The organism is Novosphingobium mangrovisedimenti, assembly GCF_025153475.1.
GTDB classification, from domain to species: Bacteria; Pseudomonadota; Alphaproteobacteria; order Sphingomonadales; family Sphingomonadaceae; genus Novosphingobium; species Novosphingobium mangrovi_A.
In genome coordinates this window covers 178,199-194,642 of the sequence record NZ_JANZXA010000007.1, presented here as the reverse complement: position 1 = coordinate 194,642, position 16,444 = coordinate 178,199, and the positions used below count along the sequence as shown (strand labels likewise).

The following is a 16,444-nucleotide window of genomic DNA, read 5'->3' as shown; positions in this document are numbered from 1 at the left end:
GACCGGCACATGTGGGAATATAGCGAGAAGGTCAAAGACTACTTCTTCAATCCGAAGAACAGCGGCGTGCTGGACGATGCCGACGGCATCGGCGACGTCGGCGCGATCAGCTGCGGCGACGCGCTGCGCCTGATGATCAAGGTGGACCCGGAAACCCAGGTCATCACCGATGCCCGCTTCCAGACGTTCGGCTGCGGGTCGGCCATCGCCAGCTCCTCGGCGCTGACCGAGCTGATCATCGGCAAGACCATCGAAGAAGCGATGAAGATCTCCAATCAGGACATCGCCGATTTCCTCGGCGGCCTGCCACCCGAGAAGATGCACTGCTCGGTCATGGGCTACGAGGCGCTGCAGGCGGCCGTTGCCAACTACCGCGGCGAGGAGTGGGTCGACGATCACGAGGAAGGCGCGCTGATCTGCAAGTGCTTCGGTATCGACGAAGGCATGATCGAGCGCACCATCCGCTCCAACACCCTGACCCGGGTCGAGGACATCACCAACTTCACCAAGGCCGGAGGCGGCTGTGCGACTTGCGCCGAGGGCATCGAAACGGTTCTCGAACGCGTCAATGCCGAGATGGTGGAAGACGGCCTGATCGCTGCTGCCGAGGCTTTCGTGCCGGGCGCCGTTCCGGTCCTTGCCAAGCCGAAGAAGGTCGTGGCCACGCGCGACGAGAAGCAGCCGCTCACCACGCTGCAGAAGATCCGCCTGATCGAGCAGACGCTAGAGGAAATCCGTCCTTCGCTGCAGCGCGACGGCGGCGACTGTGAACTGGTAGACGTCGAGGGCAACCGGGTGATCGTGAAGCTCACCGGTGCCTGTGTCGGCTGCCACTTGTCGAGCGCCACGATCGAAGGCGTGCAGGCCCGTCTCGTCGAGGCGGTCGGCGTGCCGCTGATCGTGGTCCCCGCCGCGCCCGTTCACTGATGACTGGAAACTGATCGCTCCAAGGAAAGGCCCCCGCCATGGAACATGCGCCCGTCTACCTCGACAACAACGCCACCACCCGCTGCGATCCGGCAGTCGTGGAGGCGATGATCCCGTATTTTTCGGAACAGTTCGGCAATGCCTCTTCGATGCATGCCTTCGGTGCCGAGGTGGGCGGCGCGCTGGCCAAGGCGCGCAAGCAGCTGCAGGCGCTGCTGGGGGCCGAATTCGATCACGAGATCGTCTATACCTCGGGCGGGACCGAGGCGGACAACATGGCGATCATGTCCGCGCTCGAAACCCAGACCGGGCGTGATGAGATCATCACCTCGGCGGTGGAACATCCCGCCGTGCTCAGCCTGGTCGGCCATCTCGAAAAGACCGGCCGTGCCAAGGTCCACATCATCGGCGTCGATGCCAAGGGCCGGCTCGACATGGAGGCCTACCGCAAGGCGCTGGGCCCCAAGACGGCCATCGTCTCGATCATGTGGGCCAACAATGAGACCGGCACGATCTTCCCGGTCGAACAACTCGCCCAGCTTGCCCATCAGGCAGGCGCGCTGTTCCACACCGATGCGGTGCAGGCGGTGGGCAAAATTCCGATCAACATGGCGACAAGCGAAATCGACATGCTCTCGCTCTCGGGTCACAAGCTGCACGGGCCCAAGGGTATCGGCGCGCTCTATGCCCGCAAGGGTACGCGCCTGCGCCCGCTGATCCGCGGCGGCCATCAGGAACGCGGTCGCCGTGCTGGCACGGAGAATGCGCCGGCCATCATCGGTCTCGGTAAGGCTGCCGAGCTAGCGATGGAGCACATGGCCGACGAGCAGACCCGCGTTGCCGGGCTGCGCGACCGGCTGGAAAAGGGCCTGCTCCAGCGCATCGGCAACAGCTTCGTGACCGGTGATCCGGACAATCGCCTGCCCAACACCGCCAATGTCGCTTTCGAATATATCGAGGGCGAGGCGATCCTGCTGTTCATGAACCGCGAGGGCGTGGCCGCAAGTTCGGGTTCGGCCTGCACTTCGGGCTCGCTGGAGCCCAGCCATGTGCTGCGGGCGATGAACGTGCCCTACACCGCCGCGCACGGCGCGATCCGTTTCTCGTTCAGCCGCGAGAACGACGAGAGCGACGTCGACCGGGTGCTGGAGGTGATGCCGCAGATCATCGACCGCCTGCGCGAGATGAGCCCGTTCTGGCGCGAGCGCGACAAGATCGCCGCCGGAGACGAGGCCGGTTTCAAGCCCACGTACGCCTAGGAAAGGATCGTCACGATGCCCGCCTATCAGCCTCGCGTCCTCATCAACGACAGCACGCTGCGCGATGGCGAGCAGTCGCCGGGCGTGGCCTTCACGCTGGAGGAAAAGCTCGCCATTGCCGCCGCGCTCGAAGCGGCGGGGATCGACGAGATCGAGGCGGGTACGCCAGCGATGGGCGGACAGGAAATCGAGGCGATCGCGGCCATGGTCGCACAGGCGAACAAGGCCGAGATCATCCCCTGGTGCCGGATGACGCGCGCCGACGTGGAGGCCGCCGCACTGACCGGCGCATCGCGAGTGCACCTTTCGGTGCCCGTCTCGGACCGCCAGATCCATGCCAAGTTCGGCACGGGCCGGGCGGACGTGCTGGAACGGATTGCCGACGTGGTGGGTTATGCTCGCGAACTGGGCCTTCGCGTTTCGGTCGGCGGCGAGGATGCCAGCCGCGCGGACATCGATTTCCTCAAGCGTGTCGTCGTCGCCATTGAAGAAGCCGGCGGTCACCGCTTCCGCTTTGCCGATACGCTGGGCGTGCTCGATCCGTTCGGGACCTGCGAGCTGTTCCGCGAACTCGCGCGCCAGACCGACATCGAGCTCGAATTTCATGGCCACGATGACCTCGGCCTTGCCACGGCCAACACGCTCGCCGCCGTGCGCGGCGGTGCCACCCATGTGAGCGTTTGCGTGCTGGGCCTCGGCGAGCGGGCGGGCAATGCGCCGCTTGAGGAGGTCGTGACGGCACTGGGCGAAACGCTCGGCCGCGCCACGGCGGTCGATCTTGCCAGGCTTCCCGGTCTGGCGGCTCTGGTGGCCAAGGCATCCTGCCGCGCCATTCCCGAGAACAAGCCGATTGTCGGCTCGATGGTGTTCAGCCACGAATCCGGTATCCATGTCTCCGGGCTGCTGCGCGATGCGGCGACGTATGAAGCGCTCGATCCGGCCCGCTTCGGGCGCGAGCGCACGATCGTGCTGGGCAAGCACTCGGGTCGCGCCGCGCTGCGCTCGACGCTGCGTTCCATCGGCCTCGAATGCGATCATGAGCGGATCGAGCGCCTGCTTGCCGAAGTGCGCGCACGCGCCAGCCTGACCAAGCGTCCGGTGGAGCTGAGCGAACTTGCCCTGCTCCACAGTGCCTCGGTGATGGAAGGAAGCGCGTGATGCCGTTCTCGACGCTTCTCGATCAGGTCGAGCCGACCAAACCGGTGCACAGGCCTTCGCTGCTGGAGATGATCCGCGGCGACATCGCCTGCGTTGCAGCGCGCGATCCGGCGGCCAGCGGGACGATCGAGATCGTGCTGACCTATCCTGGCGTCCACGCCATCGTCTGGCACCGCGTCGCCAACCGGCTGTGGCGGCGGGGGCTGCGGTTCCCGGCCCGCTTCCTGTCCTGGTTCGCGCGCCTGCTGACCAATGTCGACATTCATCCGGCAGCGACCATCGGCCGGCGCTTCTTCATCGATCACGGTGCGGGTGTGGTGATCGGCGAGACCGCAGAGATCGGTGACGATGTCACGCTCTACCACGGGGTGACGCTGGGTGGTACGAGCTGGTCGCCGGGCAAGCGCCATCCCACGCTCGAAGACGGTGTCCTCGTCGGCTGCGGGGCCAAGATCCTGGGTCCAATCACTGTGAGCAAGGGCGCGCGCATCGGGGCCAACAGCGTGGTCGTCGATCCGGTGCCGCCGGGCATGACTGTGATCGGCATTCCCGGTCGTATCGTCCGACCCCTCGCGGATCGCCGCCGCCTTTCCGGGCGGATCGATCTCGATCATCACCTGATGCCCGACCCGGTGGGAGAGGCGATTTCCGAATTGCTTGACCGGATCGATTTTCTCGAGGCGCGCCTTGCCCACCGGGAACGGCGCGACGCGCAAGCCACCGGCAACCGGGCCGCTGAAATCCCCGCAGAGGAGATGCTGCAATGAGCCTGCTTGACGATCTGCAGGACCTTTCGAGCGCGGAAGAATTCTTCGCCTTCCTCGGCGTCGAATACGAGCCCGAGGTGGTCCATGTCGCCCGCCTGCATATCATGCGCCGCATGGGCCAGTACCTGCGCGGCAGCGAGGTGGAAGGCGTGCTCGAACAGGCCGACGATGCCGCGCTTTTCGCGCTGTGCCGCGATCATCTGGCCCAGGCCTATGCCGATTTCGTGGCGTCCAGCCCGATCGAAGAGCGGGTGTTCAAGGTTCACAAGGAAGCGGTCGAACCGAAGCCTGAACCCAACCGTCCCTTCGTTCCTCTCACCGCTCTGACAGGAGAGTGACCATGCATGTCGTCGTTTGCATCAAACAGGTTCCCGACAGCGCGCAGATCAGGGTCCACCCCGTGACCAACACGATCATGCGCCAGGGTGTGCCGACGATCATCAACCCCTATGATCTCTTCGCGCTCGAAGAGGCGCTGCGGCTCAAGGACAAGTTCGGCGCCACCGTCACCGTGCTGACCATGGGCCCGCCGACCGCTGCGGAATCGCTGCGCAAGGCTCTGACCTTCGGCGCCGATCGCGCGGTCCTGCTGACCGATCGCTACTTCGCGGGATCGGATACGCTTGCGACCAGCTTCGCGTTGTCCATGGCGCTCAAGAAGGTGGCCGAGGAATTCGGCAAGCCCGAGATCATCTTCACCGGCAAGCAGACCATTGATGGCGATACCGCCCAGGTCGGCCCCGGTATCGCCAAGCGGCTGGACTACAACCAGCTTACCTACATCGCCCGGATCGTCGAGACCGACCTGCAGGCCGGCACGATCAAGGTGGAACGTCGCGCCGAGGGCGGCTTGCAGGTGCTGGAATCCAAACTGCCGGTCCTCATCACCATGCTTGAGGCGAGCAACGAGATGCGGCGCGGCTCGATCGAGAACGCGCTCATCGCCGCCCGCGCCGAGGTCGTCACCTGGAATGCCGCCGCTGTCGGCATCGAAGACCTGACCAAGTGCGGCCTGCGCGGCTCGCCGACGATCGTGAAGAAGGTCTTCGCGCCCACGGCCCGTACTGACAAGGCCGAGATCGTCGAAGTCGACGGCAAGGCCGATGCCAGGGCCGCCGCACTGGTCGAGGCGATTTTCGCAAAAGCCCCGTCTGTCGAGCACGAGTTGCTCGAACAGGCCGCGCACCACTACGTCTGAAAGGAGCGTTTATCATGGCCGAAGACAACAAGCCCGCTCCCGCAGCCGGCGGCAGCCGCGCCAATACGAAGAAGGAACTGCCCGAACACTTCAAGGCGTATAAGCACGTCTGGGTGGCGGTCGAAATCGAGCATGGCCAGGTCCATTCGGTTTCGTTCGAACTGCTGGGCGAAGGGCGCAAGCTGGCCGACAAGCGCGGCGTCGAACTGGCCGCCGTCGTCATGGGCGATGATCGCGCCAGCCTTGATGCAGCAGCGGCCGCCTGCTTCGAATACGGCGCGGACTGCGTCTATGTCGCGCAGGACCCGGCGCTGAAGCACTACCGCAACGAGACCTCGACCAAGGTCCTCACCGACATCGTCAACACCTACAAGCCCGAGATCCTGCTGCTTGGCGCGACCAACCTCGGCCGCGACCTCGCGGGTTCGGTGGCGACCACGCTGCAGACCGGCCTTACCGCCGACTGCACCGAACTGGCGATCGACGATGAAGGTTCGCTGGCGGCTACCCGCCCGACCTTCGGCGGATCGCTGCTCTGCACGATCTTCACGCTGAACTTCCGCCCGCAGATGGCCACGGTGCGCCCGCGTGTTCTCGCCATGCCGGAGCGCGAGGAAGGCCGCACCGGCAAGATCGTCGAGTTCGATCCCAAGCTGGTCGAGGACGATGTGATCACCAAGGTGCTCGATTTCATCGCCGACCGCGATACCGACAAGGCCAACCTGCCTTATGCCGACATCGTCGTGGCCGGCGGTCTGGGCCTCGGCTCGGTCGAGAACTTCCAGCTCGTGAAGGAACTGGCCGAGGTGCTCGGCGCCGAATACGGTGGCTCGCGTCCGCTGGTGCAGAAGGGCTGGATCACCTCGGACCGCCAGATCGGCCAGACCGGCAAGACCATCCGGCCCAAACTCTACATCGCCGCCGGTATTTCGGGCGCGATCCAGCACCGCGTCGGCGTGGAAGGGGCGGACCTGATCGTCGCGATCAACACCGATCCCAACGCGCCGATCTTCGAATTCGCGCATCTGGGCATCGTGGCCGATGCCGTCACCCTGCTGCCCGCGCTGACCGACGCCTTCGCGGCGCGGCTGCGCGTCAACCGTCTTGCAAGCTGAGGAGGAAGCCATGGGCGAATTCAGCAAACCGTTCGACGCCATCGTCGTGGGCGCGGGCCCTTCCGGCAATGCCGCCGCCTATACGATGGCCAGGGAAGGCCTCAACGTACTGCAGATCGAGCGCGGGGAATATGCCGGTTCGAAGAACGTGCAGGGCGCGATCCTTTACGCCGACGCGCTGGAAAAAATCATCCCCGAATTCCGCGACGAAGCGCCGCTGGAACGCCACGTGATCGAACAGCGCATGTGGACGATGGACGACAAGTCGCACACCGGCATGCATTACCGCTCGGACGACTTCAACGAGGAGAAGCCGAACCGCTACACGATCCTGCGCGCGCAGTTCGACAAGTGGTTTTCCTCCAAGGTGAAGGAAGCCGGCGCGCTGGTGCTCTACGAGACCACCGTGACCGAACTGGTGAAGGATCTCTCGGGCAAGGTCATCGGCGTGCGCACCGATCGTCAGGGCGCGCCGATCATGGCCAATGTCGTGGTCCTGGCCGAAGGTGTAAACGGCCTTGTCGGCCAGCGCTCGGGCCTGCGTAACGAGGTTTCGCCCGAGAGCGTCGCGCTCGCGGTCAAGGAAATGCACTTTCTCCCGCGCGAGACGATCGAGGCGCGCTTCAACCTCACCGGCAACGAAGGCGTGGTGATCGAGGCGATGGGCACGATCACCAAGGGCATGACAGGCACCGGCTTCCTCTACACCAACGAGGAATCGATCTCGGTCGGCATCGGCTGCATCGTTTCGGATTTCGCCGAGACCAACGTGACGCCGAACGAGCTGCTCGAAGCGTTCAAGAACCACCCCTCGATCAAGCCGTTGCTGGCCGGTTCCGAGTGCAAGGAATACGCCGCGCACCTCATTCCCGAGGGCGGTTACAAGGCGATACCGCAGCTTACCGGCGCGGGTTGGATCGTGGTCGGCGATGCAGGCCAGTTCGTCAATGCCGTGCACCGGGAAGGCTCCAACCTTGCGATGACCACGGGGCGCGTTGCCGCCGAAACCGTCGTTTCGCTCACCCGCAAGCGTGAGGAAATGTCGGCGGCGAACCTTGCCGAGTATGAAAAGCGGCTGGGGCAGACCTTTGTCATGAAGGACCTCAAGAAGTACAAGGGCATCCCGGACCTGTTGCACAAGAACAAGGGCAACTTCTTCGGCACCTACCCCAGGCTGATCAGCCAGGCGATGCAGACATGGTTCCGCGTCGACGGCATCGACAAGGTTTCCAAGGAAAAGTCGATCTTCCGCAATTTCCGCGAGACGCGCACCCTGTGGGGCATGATGGGCGATGCCTTCAAGCTCGTCAGGGCATGGCGCTGACAGGCACGATTTCACGACACATAAAGGAGCGGGCTTATGAGTGATGCGATGATGGCGCCGCGCGCCAAGGTGGAGGAAAAGCTCTTCCAGAACCGCTATCTGGTCGATGCGGGCAGGCCGCATATCAAGGTCAAGGCGCACACCGTGCCTTCGCCCAGTCTCATGGCCATGACCACGCTGTGCCCGGCCGGTTGCTACACGCAGACCGAATCGGGTCAGGTCGAGGTTGCCGCCGACGGATGCCTCGAATGCGGGACATGCCGCATCGTCACCCGCAAGACGGGTGAAATCGAGTGGAACTATCCGCGCGGCGGTTTCGGCGTTCTCTACAAGTTCGGATAAAACAACGACTTTGCAAAGGTGCAATTGCGAGCCGTTATTAATTGTAGGAAAGCATACTCATTGCTTGTCGAATCGGCGGAAATCTGAGACTTTTTCACTTCGACGCAAAATTTCCCGGCATCCGATCGGGCGGATTGAAAGCGGCAGGTAGTGGGGAAGATGTCCTGACGGCAGAAAGGTTTCCGTCATGGTCAGTCACGCCATCAGCCACTCGAACACGCCAGCGTCTGGATTCCATGTGAACACGTATAGCCGGCAACCCAACCATACGCGCGCGGACATGGCGCTGCGGGGCGTCTACGAGATTTCCAAGGTGCTGGCGGTGCCCGGGCGTCTCGAAGACACTCTGGCCAATGTGCTCACGCTGCTGTCCAGCTTTCTCGACATGCGTCACGGCCTCGTCACTCTGGTCGACGAGGAGGGGACGCCGGTCAATGTCGTGGGCATCGGCTGGAGCGAGGAGAGGGCCGGGGCCTGGTTCGGCCGCATTCCCGAAAGGGCGGTGGGCCGCATTTTCCAGACGGGTATGCCCGTCGTCGTCAAGAACATGGAGAACAGCTCGCTCTTCCCCGACTGGAGCTTTGACGGGCCGCGGGGGGCGGAAAGCCGGGTGTCCTTCATCGGCGTGCCGATCAAGGACCGCAACAATGTCATTGGCACGCTGACCATCGAGCAGATCTGGGACGAGAGCACGACCTATCATGCCGCCGACGAGGATGTGCGCTTCCTCACCATGGTTGCCAACCTGATCGGCCAAACCGTCCGCCTGCTCGAGATGGTCCAGCGCGACCGTGAGCGGTTGATGGAACAACAACGCCTGCTGGAAAAGGGCCTTGTTCGCGATACGGCGCCCAAGGGGGGCAGCGCGAAGAGGGGCAACGTCAAGGACATCGGGATCGTGGGCACGAGCCCGGCGCTTCAGGACGCGCTGCAGCAGATACAGCGCGTTGCCCGCAGCCACTCGGCCGTGTTGCTGCGCGGGGAATCGGGCACGGGCAAGGAGCTGTTCGCGCGCGCCACGCACGATTTCTCGCCGCGATCCAAGAAGCCCTTCATCAAGCTCAACTGTGCCGCGCTGCCCGAATCCGTGCTGGAATCGGAGCTGTTCGGGCACGAGAAGGGCGCCTTCACCGGCGCCGTCGCGCAGCGCAAGGGCCGCTTCGAACTGGCCGACGGCGGGACGCTCTTCCTCGATGAAATCGGCGACACCACGCCCGCCTTCCAGGTGAAGCTGCTGCGCGTGCTGCAGGAGGGCGAGTTCGAGCGCGTCGGCGGGACGCAGACGATCAAGGTCGATGTCCGGCTGGTCTGCGCGACCAACCGCAATCTGGAGGAACTGGTCACCAAGGGCGAGTTCCGCGCCGATCTCTATTACCGCATCAATGTCGTCTCGATCCGCCTGCCGGCCTTGCGCGACCGGCGCGAGGACATTCCCCAGCTCGCGCGGGAGTTCCTGCGCCGCTTCGACGAAGAGCATCATACCGAACACCAGCTTTCCTCCTCGGCGGTCCGCGTGCTGGAAAGTTGCTATTTCCCCGGCAACGTGCGCGAACTGGAAAACTGCATCCGCCGCACGGCAACGCTCGCGCACGAGGATCGCATCGGCGAGGAGGACTTCGCCTGCCGCAATGGCGAGTGCCTGTCGTCCACCTTGTGGAAGTCCGCCGTGTCGGCGCCTTTCCCCATCGTCCAGCCCCGTGGAGGCATGGCGCCGCCTCCGCCCCCGGCACCGATCGAACCCGCGGCCTTTGCGCCATCCGAAGGCGATGTCGTCAGGGATGCGCCGGTCGACAACGTCAAGGTTGCCGAGCGCGACCTGCTCAAGGCGCTTGAATCGACCGGCTGGGTTCAGGCCAAGGCCGCGCGCATGCTGGGCCTGACGCCGCGCCAGATCGGTTACGCGATCCGCAAGTACGGGATAGAAGTGCGCAAGTTCTAGCGCGGATCGTCCTCTACTTCGAATCGTCATTGCGAGGCCCGCAGGGCTGCGGCAATCCAGAGCCGTATGGAACCGCCCTGGATTGCTTCGCTTCGCTCGCAATGACGAACGGTCTGTGTGATCAAGGTCCAGCGTTCTGCTCAGAAGAAATCCCGGTCCAGTTCGCGCAGGTCCAGTTCCATGCACAGGGCGGAACGTGCCGCCACGAGGTCGCGCCAGAGCGCCGGGCTGGCGAGGTCCTCCGCCGCGATCTGCTCGGGCCAGTGCTGGCGGATGAGTGCCTCGATCCGGTCCAGCTTTTCAGGCGTCGCGATGAAACGCTGGTCGATCGTTGCGGGATCGGCCACCACGCGCAGGCGCAGGCAGGCCGGGCCGCCGCCGTTGGCCATGGATTCGCGCAAGTCGTGGACGAACAGGTGGCGGATCGGCCCGTTTCCGGCCATATGCGTCTGCAGCCATGCCCAGACGCTGGCGGTCTCCTGCGCCTCGGAGGGGAGCACCAGCGCCATCTCGCCAGAGGGCAGCGTCACCAGCTGTGCGTTGAACAGGTAGGAGGCGATGGCGTCTTCGAGGCTAACCGCGCTCGCCGGCACTTCGACGATTTCGACCTCGGGCAGCTTTGCGCGCAGGTCCGCGTATAAGGCGTCGCGCTCGGCAAAGGCCTGTTCGTGGGCGAACAGCACCCGCTCGTTGGCGACGGCGACGACATCGTTGTGAAAGGCCCCGGCGGCAATCGCCTCGTCCGATTGCCGCGCGAAGATCGTACGCGCCGGATCGAGGCCGTGGATGCGCGCAACAGCCTCGCTTGCCTCGCGGTGTTGGCGCGCGGGGAAGGGGCCGCCGCTCTCGCCATAAACGAAGACCTCGACGCCCGGCGCGCCATGCGCGGCGCACAGGCGCATGTGGTTGGCGGCGCCCTCGTCGCCGAACGGGGCGGGCACCGGGGCGTGCACCGCGAAGTGCGCGGGATCGGCAAAGGCCAGCTGGAGCTGGGCCAGCGTCTCGCGCCATTCGTGGCTGCGGTGGGGCATCGTCACCAGATTGGCGACGGTGAGGTGGCAGCGCCCGTCCGCGGCATCGCACGCCGGCGAGACGGTCGCCGCATTGGCCGCCCACATCGAGGAGGCCGACAGGGCATTGGCCTGCAGGCCCGCGCTCGCCTGCGCCATGGTCGAGCCGAGCTGCTGCAGCCAGCCTTCGTCCGGGCGGCGCTGGGGCAGGAAGAAGCCCTGTGCAAGGCCGCGCTCCAGATTGGCGCGCATCTTGGCCAGCCCCTGCAGCGCCGCGTCGCGCGGCCGCGAAACCTTGCCGAAATTGCGCGCCGAGGCGAGGTTGCCGAGGCTGAGGCCGGCATAGTTGTGGCTGGGGCCGACGATGCCGTCGAAGTTGATTTCGGTAATCATGCAGAGGCTTTCATGGGGGCGCTACAAGGTGACAGGTTGACACGGGTGACACGGTCCAGGGGAAAGCGTGTCACCTTGCGCCGGAAGTGTCACTTTGCAGGAGCGATGTGTAACCTTGCGCGGGGGAAGTGTCACCTTGCGGTGTCGTCGCGGCAGGGGGAAGACTGTAGGCCGGGCTCATGCGGGGAGTCTAGCGCAAGGCTGGGACTGTAGGAAAGGTCTTGTCGGGGGAGTGGGCTGCCGAAATTCCTTACAGCGTCTTGTGGAGTTTCAGCTGGAATTCCGGCGTCCTCTGGCGGGATGACATCTCCTCGACCGATGGCGCGATGAGGCGCTGGCGCGATCGTCCCGCATACCGAAACGTTCCCGTGAGCGAGAGCGTGCGGTCAAAACTGTGCGTGTATGAGGCGCTGAGGTCGAACCAGGATGATTTCCGGATCTGGTATTCGCGCGAGGGGCTGTTGTAGGACCACTGCACTTGCGCGACATCGCCAGGCGCATTGTCGCGCTCCTTGCCGTTCCATTCGAGTGTGCCGTTTGTCGAATAGCGAAAATTGCGCTGTAGGTCCGAACCTTCGTATGTGTCGACCGGGGATTGCTCATCGAACAGGCTCACGCTTGCCCGCGCCTTGAGCCGGGACAGGACCGGCATGCCGAGATCGAACTGGGCGCCCCTTTTCCAACTGCTGCCCGCGTTCACGTATGTGTAGACGCTCGTTCCTGCGGCATTGACCGAATAACTCTTGCTCCACAATCGAGAGGTCTCGCGCAAGTAGACCGTGGCACTCGCCTCGATCTTGCCGGGGTGAAACTGAACGCTCAGCTCGTAGGCGTCGGTACTCTGGTCCTTGAGGCCGGGATTGCCTTCAAAGAGGGTATAGGCGCCCTCCACCGATCCGTAGGGCCGCAAGTATTCCAGCGGAACGCGCTCTATGCGCTTGCTGTAGCTTGCCCCGATCTGAAGCGTCTTGCTGGCCTTGTAGCTTGCATGAAAGCTGGGGAAGAGCTGCGCGCGGTCGAGGTGCACGTCTTCCATGCCCGGGCTGGATATGCGCCTGCTGTTGGCCTCGCCGCGCAGGCCTGGAGCAAGCGTCAGCGCCCCGAAAGTCTGCTGGAGCGAGGTGTAGATCGCAAGCGTGCTGCTGCGCGCGTCATAGGCGTCGGTCGTGTCTTCGCCCAGCGATGCGCTGTCATTGCTCGTGAACTGATAGTCCTGCGAGGTGCCGTCGACATGCCAGGAACCGCCCAGCGAGAGCATTTGTCCTGTTGCCATCGGGTGTTTCCAATCGAGCTTCGTGTCGATGGAATGGCTCGGTTTGCGCAGGTCGATCAGGTACCGACGGTCATTGCTGAAGCGAGCCTTGGTGACATCGTGCACCTGGGGATTGGTGTAGAACTGTACGCTGGCACTCAGCGTCTCGCCATCTCTGGAACCGCGATGATCCAGGTTGAACTGGCCGGTGACATAACTGGCGTGACTGCTGAGACGACGGTGCTCGAAGAAAGGCTGGAAGTCGGGGGTTACAGCCGTATAGTCAACCTTGTTGGTCACGATATCGTGACCGCCGCCACCACCTATTTGCCCGGACAGGCTTGTCTTCGAATCCAGCTCGTAGGTCGCCTTCAGGCTGAGACGACCAACAGTGCCATCATACCTGTAGGCGCCATTCTCGCGATTGACCGTGGGCTCCGCGCTGTCCTGCGACTGAACGCTGCGCCGTACGTGGTAAGACCGGCGAGCCATGGTGCCGACGTTGCCTCCGCCTTTCAGCTGGTAGGTCCAGTCGCCGTGCTTGTAGTTCAAGGTCGTATCGACAAGGCCAAACCCATAGCTCGATTCCTCCAGGCTTGCATCGCCCGACAGGCCTTCGTCCAAGGTCTTGCGCAAGAACAGGTTGATCACGCCGCCAGCCCCTTCCGAGGAGAACTGCGCGGAAGGATTGGTGACCACTTCGATCCGCTCGATATCGCTGCCATGAAGGGTGCGAAGGTACTGGCTGACATTGCCGAGGTAAGGACGGCCATCGATGTAGAGCCGCGTCATCCCGCCTCCCAGCACGAGAATGCGGTCATCCGGGGTGACAGTAACCGCAGGCAGTCCGCGTAACAACTGAAGCGCATCCTTCTGGGCGGAATGCGCGGTTTCGCGAACCTGATAGGTCCGCCGGTCGATCTCTATAGTATTGTCCGTACGCTTTCCGATGACCTCGATGACGTCGGAGGAAGCTTCTGCGGGGGCGGCCTGGACGGTGCTGGGCTGATCGGCGGCAGGCATTACGTTTCCTTCGGCCCTATGCCAGCCCGCAGAACTGATCCAATTGCAGCCATGCTGTCAATGACTTGAATAATGACGGGAAGGTCTTGCGCAGCCCCGTCAAAGCGCTGCCGATGCGCGTTTGTCGCCGCGACGGTTGGCGCGAAATGTCGAATGCAAAGGCCCGGTCTTGGGAGGATGATGCTGGCCCATAGTACTACTGCCATGGCTGCGCGTCTGGAAAGGCGGATTTCGGATTAAAATCTTGAAAAGGAGCGGTGACTCACTCCGTTCATCGTGAGCCTGTCGAAGGATGGGATGGCAGCACCACGCCTTCGTGGGCTTCGACAAGCTCAGCCTGAGCGGTATCTGAACCGGCCTGTGAAACGTCATCCCAGCGAAGGCGGGACCTCGACCTCAACTCCCCTCAAGCCGGCGCGAAGGATATCGTGTCGCCGACCTTGACGCCCAGCAGCCAGGCCGCCCGTTCGTCCAGCGTCACGCCTTCGGGGCTTTCGCCGACTTGCGCGAGGCAGGCGCGGAAATCGGCGAGGCGGCCGTGGGAGACGATGTGCGTGGGGCTTTCGTCACCCGTGGCGGTGAGCGCGGTGATGGGGGCGTCCTTCGCCTCGCGGACGGTGCGGATGCGGTCGGTGTCGGCGATCATCGAGGGGCCGCCGTCGAAGATGTCGACGTAGTTCTGGAAGGTGAAGCCTTCGTCCTCGAGCATGCGCATGGCGGGGCGGCCCGAAAAGTGCGGCTGGCCCATGACCTGCCGCGCGCCTTCGGACAGCAGCGCGGTGTAGATCGGGTGCTTGGGCATGAGATCGGCGATGAACTGGTTGCCGTGGCGGGCGTTGAACTCGTCGGCATCGCGAAAGCTCATGTCGAAGAAGCGGCCGGCGAGGCCGTCCCAGAACGGCGAGTTGCCGGCATCGTCGATCGCCCCGCGCAGCTCGGCCAGCGTGCGGTCGGCGAACTTGGCGCGGTGGGCGCGGATGAACAGGTAGCGGCTGCGTGCCAGCAGCTTGCCGACACCGGAGGAGCGCTCGGTCGGATCAAGGTAGAGGCCGCCCACTTCGCTCGATCCGTCGAGGTCGGTGCACAGCGTCAGCATCTCGGCACGGAACGTGCGGTCGAGTTCCTTGGAATGTTGGGTGATGCGACCGATGCGGTAGGAATAGAACGGCAGTTCGGTGCCGACCTGCGACATGATCTGGCAGGTGCCGCGCACCTTGCCGGTTTCGGTGTCCTCCAGAATGAAGACGAACAGGTCGTCGTTCAGCGTGTTGTCCTCGCGGGCGAAGGCCTTGGCGGCGCTGGCCAGCTTGGCCTGCAGCGTGGGCTTGTCGGGCGGCAGGTTGGTGAAGCCGCCGCCGGTGCCCTTGGCCATGCGGTAGAGCGCATCGAGATCCTTCTCGTGGGCGGTGCGCAGGACAAACGTCATAGTATCACTCCGTGCCTGTCGAGGCGGTGCATGACCAGCGCCGTCAGCCGCGCACGGGCATCGAGCGAACTGGCCAGCATGAATTCGTCGGGCGAATGGATCGCCCCGCCGAGCGCGCCCATGGTATCGAGCACCGGCACTCCGCAGGCGGCGATGTTGTTGCCGTCGCACACGCCGCCGGTGTCTTTCCAGCGCATTGTCTGGCCGAGGTCGGCGGCGGCTTTCGAAACGAGACCGAACAGCGCCTCGGTCTCCGCGCCCACCGGCTTGGGCGGGCGCGAGACGCGGCCGTGCAGGTGGATCGAGACATCGTGCGCGGTGCAGACCTCGGCAATGGCCTCGTCGATCAGGGTGCGCGCCACGTCCGCCAGTTCGGGCGTGCGCGGGCGCAGGTTGAAGTGGAGAATGGCGAGGTCGGGCACGGTGTTGTTGGGCGCGCCGCCCTCGATCCGGGCCGGGTTGACCGAGAGCCCCTCGCGCCGCCCGGCGGCAAGGCGCAGGGCGAGGTCTCCGGCGGCGACCACGGCATTGCGCCCGTCCTCGGGATTGCGCCCGGCGTGGGCCGACTTGCCGTGGACGATGGCGGCGTAGTTGCCCGATCCGGGGCGGGCGCGGGCCATCGAGCCGTCGGGCAGGCCGGGCTCGTAAGTGAGGGCGGCCATCTTGCCTTGCGCCAGCTCGGCGATCAGCGCGGCGGAGGAGAGCGAGCCGGTCTCCTCGTCGCTGTTGATCATCACGTCGTAGCCGAGCGTGGGATGGCCCCGCTCGTAGGCAGCGAGGCCCGCCAGCATCAGCGAGAGGCCGCCCTTCATGTCGGCGGTGCCGGGGCCGTGCAGGGTGTCCTCGTCGAGCCAGTCGCATGTCTGGAAGGGGTGGTCCTTGGCATAGACGGTGTCCATGTGGCCGGTCAGGATCACGCGGCGTTCGACCTCGGGGCGCACCGAGAGGACGAGGTGGCGGCCATGGGCGATCTCGCGGATATGGCCTTCGCTGTCGACTTTCTCGACCGGCGCGGGTTCGACAAGGCGCACCTCGCCCGGCAGCGCGGCGAAGGCATCGGCCAGCCGTGCGGCCATCGCGCTCAGGCCTTCGAGGTTGGCGGTGCCGCTGTTGATCGCGGCCCATTCCAGTGTGCGTTCAAGGATCGGGCCGCGTTCGACCGGGGCGAGCAGGCCCTGTTCTTCGGGGGTGAGGCCGGTTTTCATCGGGGATCCTCGCAAGCCAGCGCCCCACCTTCGTCATTGCGAGCCCGCAGGGCGAAGCAATCCAGGGCGGTTCGCTTCGGCTCTGGATTGCCGCGCGGCCGGCGGC

At 64.6% G+C, this 16,444-nt stretch carries 14 protein-coding genes; 10 read left to right on the top strand and 4 right to left on the bottom strand.

Annotated features, from left to right (window positions below; all coding sequences use genetic code 11):
- Positions 1-9: 9 nt before the first annotated feature.
- The 10 genes from nifU to nifA all read left to right on the top strand — a co-directional run bounded on the left by nifU (position 10) and on the right by nifA (position 10,029).
- The gene (gene nifU / locus NZK81_RS12130) at positions 10-927 is read left to right on the top strand and encodes a Fe-S cluster assembly protein NifU (protein ID WP_260046347.1); all 918 of its coding nucleotides are present in this window, start codon (positions 10-12) and stop codon (positions 925-927) included.
- Positions 928-965: 38 nt separating this feature from the next.
- On the top strand, positions 966-2,186 hold the full coding sequence (gene nifS / locus NZK81_RS12125) for a cysteine desulfurase NifS (RefSeq protein WP_260046346.1): 1,221 nt from the start codon (positions 966-968) through the stop codon (positions 2,184-2,186).
- Between the two features lie 15 nt (positions 2,187-2,201).
- Entirely contained in the window at positions 2,202-3,344 is a 1,143-nt protein-coding gene (nifV, locus tag NZK81_RS12120; protein ID WP_260046345.1) for a homocitrate synthase, read from the top strand.
- A gap of 68 nt (positions 3,345-3,412) precedes the next feature.
- Entirely contained in the window at positions 3,413-4,111 is a 699-nt protein-coding gene (gene cysE, locus NZK81_RS12115) for a serine O-acetyltransferase (RefSeq protein ID WP_473087538.1), read from the top strand.
- On the top strand, positions 4,108-4,449 hold the full coding sequence (gene nifW, locus NZK81_RS12110) for a nitrogenase stabilizing/protective protein NifW (RefSeq protein ID WP_260046344.1): 342 nt from the start codon (positions 4,108-4,110) through the stop codon (positions 4,447-4,449). The genes cysE and nifW overlap by 4 nt, the downstream gene beginning before the upstream one ends.
- 2 nt (positions 4,450-4,451) lie before the next feature.
- Positions 4,452-5,309 carry an electron transfer flavoprotein subunit beta/FixA family protein gene (locus tag NZK81_RS12105; protein WP_260046343.1) on the top strand — a complete coding sequence of 286 codons (858 nt, stop codon included), beginning with the start codon at positions 4,452-4,454 and terminating at the stop codon, positions 5,307-5,309.
- 14 nt (positions 5,310-5,323) lie between these two features.
- Entirely contained in the window at positions 5,324-6,424 is a 1,101-nt protein-coding gene (locus NZK81_RS12100; protein WP_260046342.1) for an electron transfer flavoprotein subunit alpha/FixB family protein, read from the top strand.
- A gap of 10 nt (positions 6,425-6,434) precedes the next feature.
- Positions 6,435-7,748, top strand: a complete 1,314-nt coding sequence (locus NZK81_RS12095; RefSeq protein WP_260046341.1) for an FAD-dependent oxidoreductase — start codon at positions 6,435-6,437, stop codon at positions 7,746-7,748.
- A gap of 36 nt (positions 7,749-7,784) precedes the next feature.
- On the top strand, positions 7,785-8,090 hold the full coding sequence (locus NZK81_RS12090; RefSeq protein WP_260046340.1) for a ferredoxin family protein: 306 nt from the start codon (positions 7,785-7,787) through the stop codon (positions 8,088-8,090).
- Positions 8,091-8,328: 238 nt separating this feature from the next.
- On the top strand, positions 8,329-10,029 hold the full coding sequence (nifA, locus tag NZK81_RS12085) for a nif-specific transcriptional activator NifA (RefSeq protein ID WP_260046339.1): 1,701 nt from the start codon (positions 8,329-8,331) through the stop codon (positions 10,027-10,029).
- 140 nt (positions 10,030-10,169) lie between these two features.
- Here the strand turns inward: nifA and NZK81_RS12080 are convergent, their stop codons facing one another.
- The 4 genes from NZK81_RS12080 to NZK81_RS12065 form a co-directional block, all read right to left on the bottom strand.
- Positions 10,170-11,432 carry an N-succinylarginine dihydrolase gene (locus NZK81_RS12080; RefSeq protein WP_260046338.1) on the bottom strand — a complete coding sequence of 421 codons (1,263 nt, stop codon included), beginning with the start codon at positions 11,430-11,432 and terminating at the stop codon, positions 10,170-10,172.
- A gap of 250 nt (positions 11,433-11,682) precedes the next feature.
- Entirely contained in the window at positions 11,683-13,707 is a 2,025-nt protein-coding gene (locus NZK81_RS12075) for a TonB-dependent receptor (protein ID WP_260046337.1), read from the bottom strand.
- A 406-nt stretch (positions 13,708-14,113) separates the two neighbouring features.
- Entirely contained in the window at positions 14,114-15,133 is a 1,020-nt protein-coding gene (locus tag NZK81_RS12070) for an arginine N-succinyltransferase (RefSeq protein WP_260046336.1), read from the bottom strand.
- A complete protein-coding gene (locus NZK81_RS12065) occupies positions 15,130-16,338 on the bottom strand; it encodes a hydrolase (protein WP_260046335.1) in 1,209 nt (402 codons plus the stop codon). The genes NZK81_RS12070 and NZK81_RS12065 overlap by 4 nt, the downstream gene beginning before the upstream one ends.
- Positions 16,339-16,444 lie beyond the last annotated feature (106 nt).

Coding starts and splice junctions, on each gene's coding strand:
- nifV (WP_260046345.1), top strand. CDS start 2,202: ATGCCCGCCTATCAGCCTCGCGTCCTCATCAACGACAGCACGCTGCGC.
- NZK81_RS12095 (WP_260046341.1), top strand. CDS start 6,435: ATGGGCGAATTCAGCAAACCGTTCGACGCCATCGTCGTGGGCGCGGGC.
- NZK81_RS12105 (WP_260046343.1), top strand. CDS start 4,452: ATGCATGTCGTCGTTTGCATCAAACAGGTTCCCGACAGCGCGCAGATC.
- NZK81_RS12065 (WP_260046335.1), bottom strand. CDS start 16,338: ATGAAAACCGGCCTCACCCCCGAAGAACAGGGCCTGCTCGCCCCGGTC.
- cysE (WP_473087538.1), top strand. CDS start 3,413: ATGATCCGCGGCGACATCGCCTGCGTTGCAGCGCGCGATCCGGCGGCC.
- NZK81_RS12100 (WP_260046342.1), top strand. CDS start 5,324: ATGGCCGAAGACAACAAGCCCGCTCCCGCAGCCGGCGGCAGCCGCGCC.
- NZK81_RS12070 (WP_260046336.1), bottom strand. CDS start 15,133: ATGACGTTTGTCCTGCGCACCGCCCACGAGAAGGATCTCGATGCGCTC.
- nifW (WP_260046344.1), top strand. CDS start 4,108: ATGAGCCTGCTTGACGATCTGCAGGACCTTTCGAGCGCGGAAGAATTC.
- nifS (WP_260046346.1), top strand. CDS start 966: ATGGAACATGCGCCCGTCTACCTCGACAACAACGCCACCACCCGCTGC.
- NZK81_RS12075 (WP_260046337.1), bottom strand. CDS start 13,707: ATGCCTGCCGCCGATCAGCCCAGCACCGTCCAGGCCGCCCCCGCAGAA.
- nifU (WP_260046347.1), top strand. CDS start 10: ATGTGGGAATATAGCGAGAAGGTCAAAGACTACTTCTTCAATCCGAAG.
- NZK81_RS12080 (WP_260046338.1), bottom strand. CDS start 11,432: ATGATTACCGAAATCAACTTCGACGGCATCGTCGGCCCCAGCCACAAC.
- NZK81_RS12090 (WP_260046340.1), top strand. CDS start 7,785: ATGAGTGATGCGATGATGGCGCCGCGCGCCAAGGTGGAGGAAAAGCTC.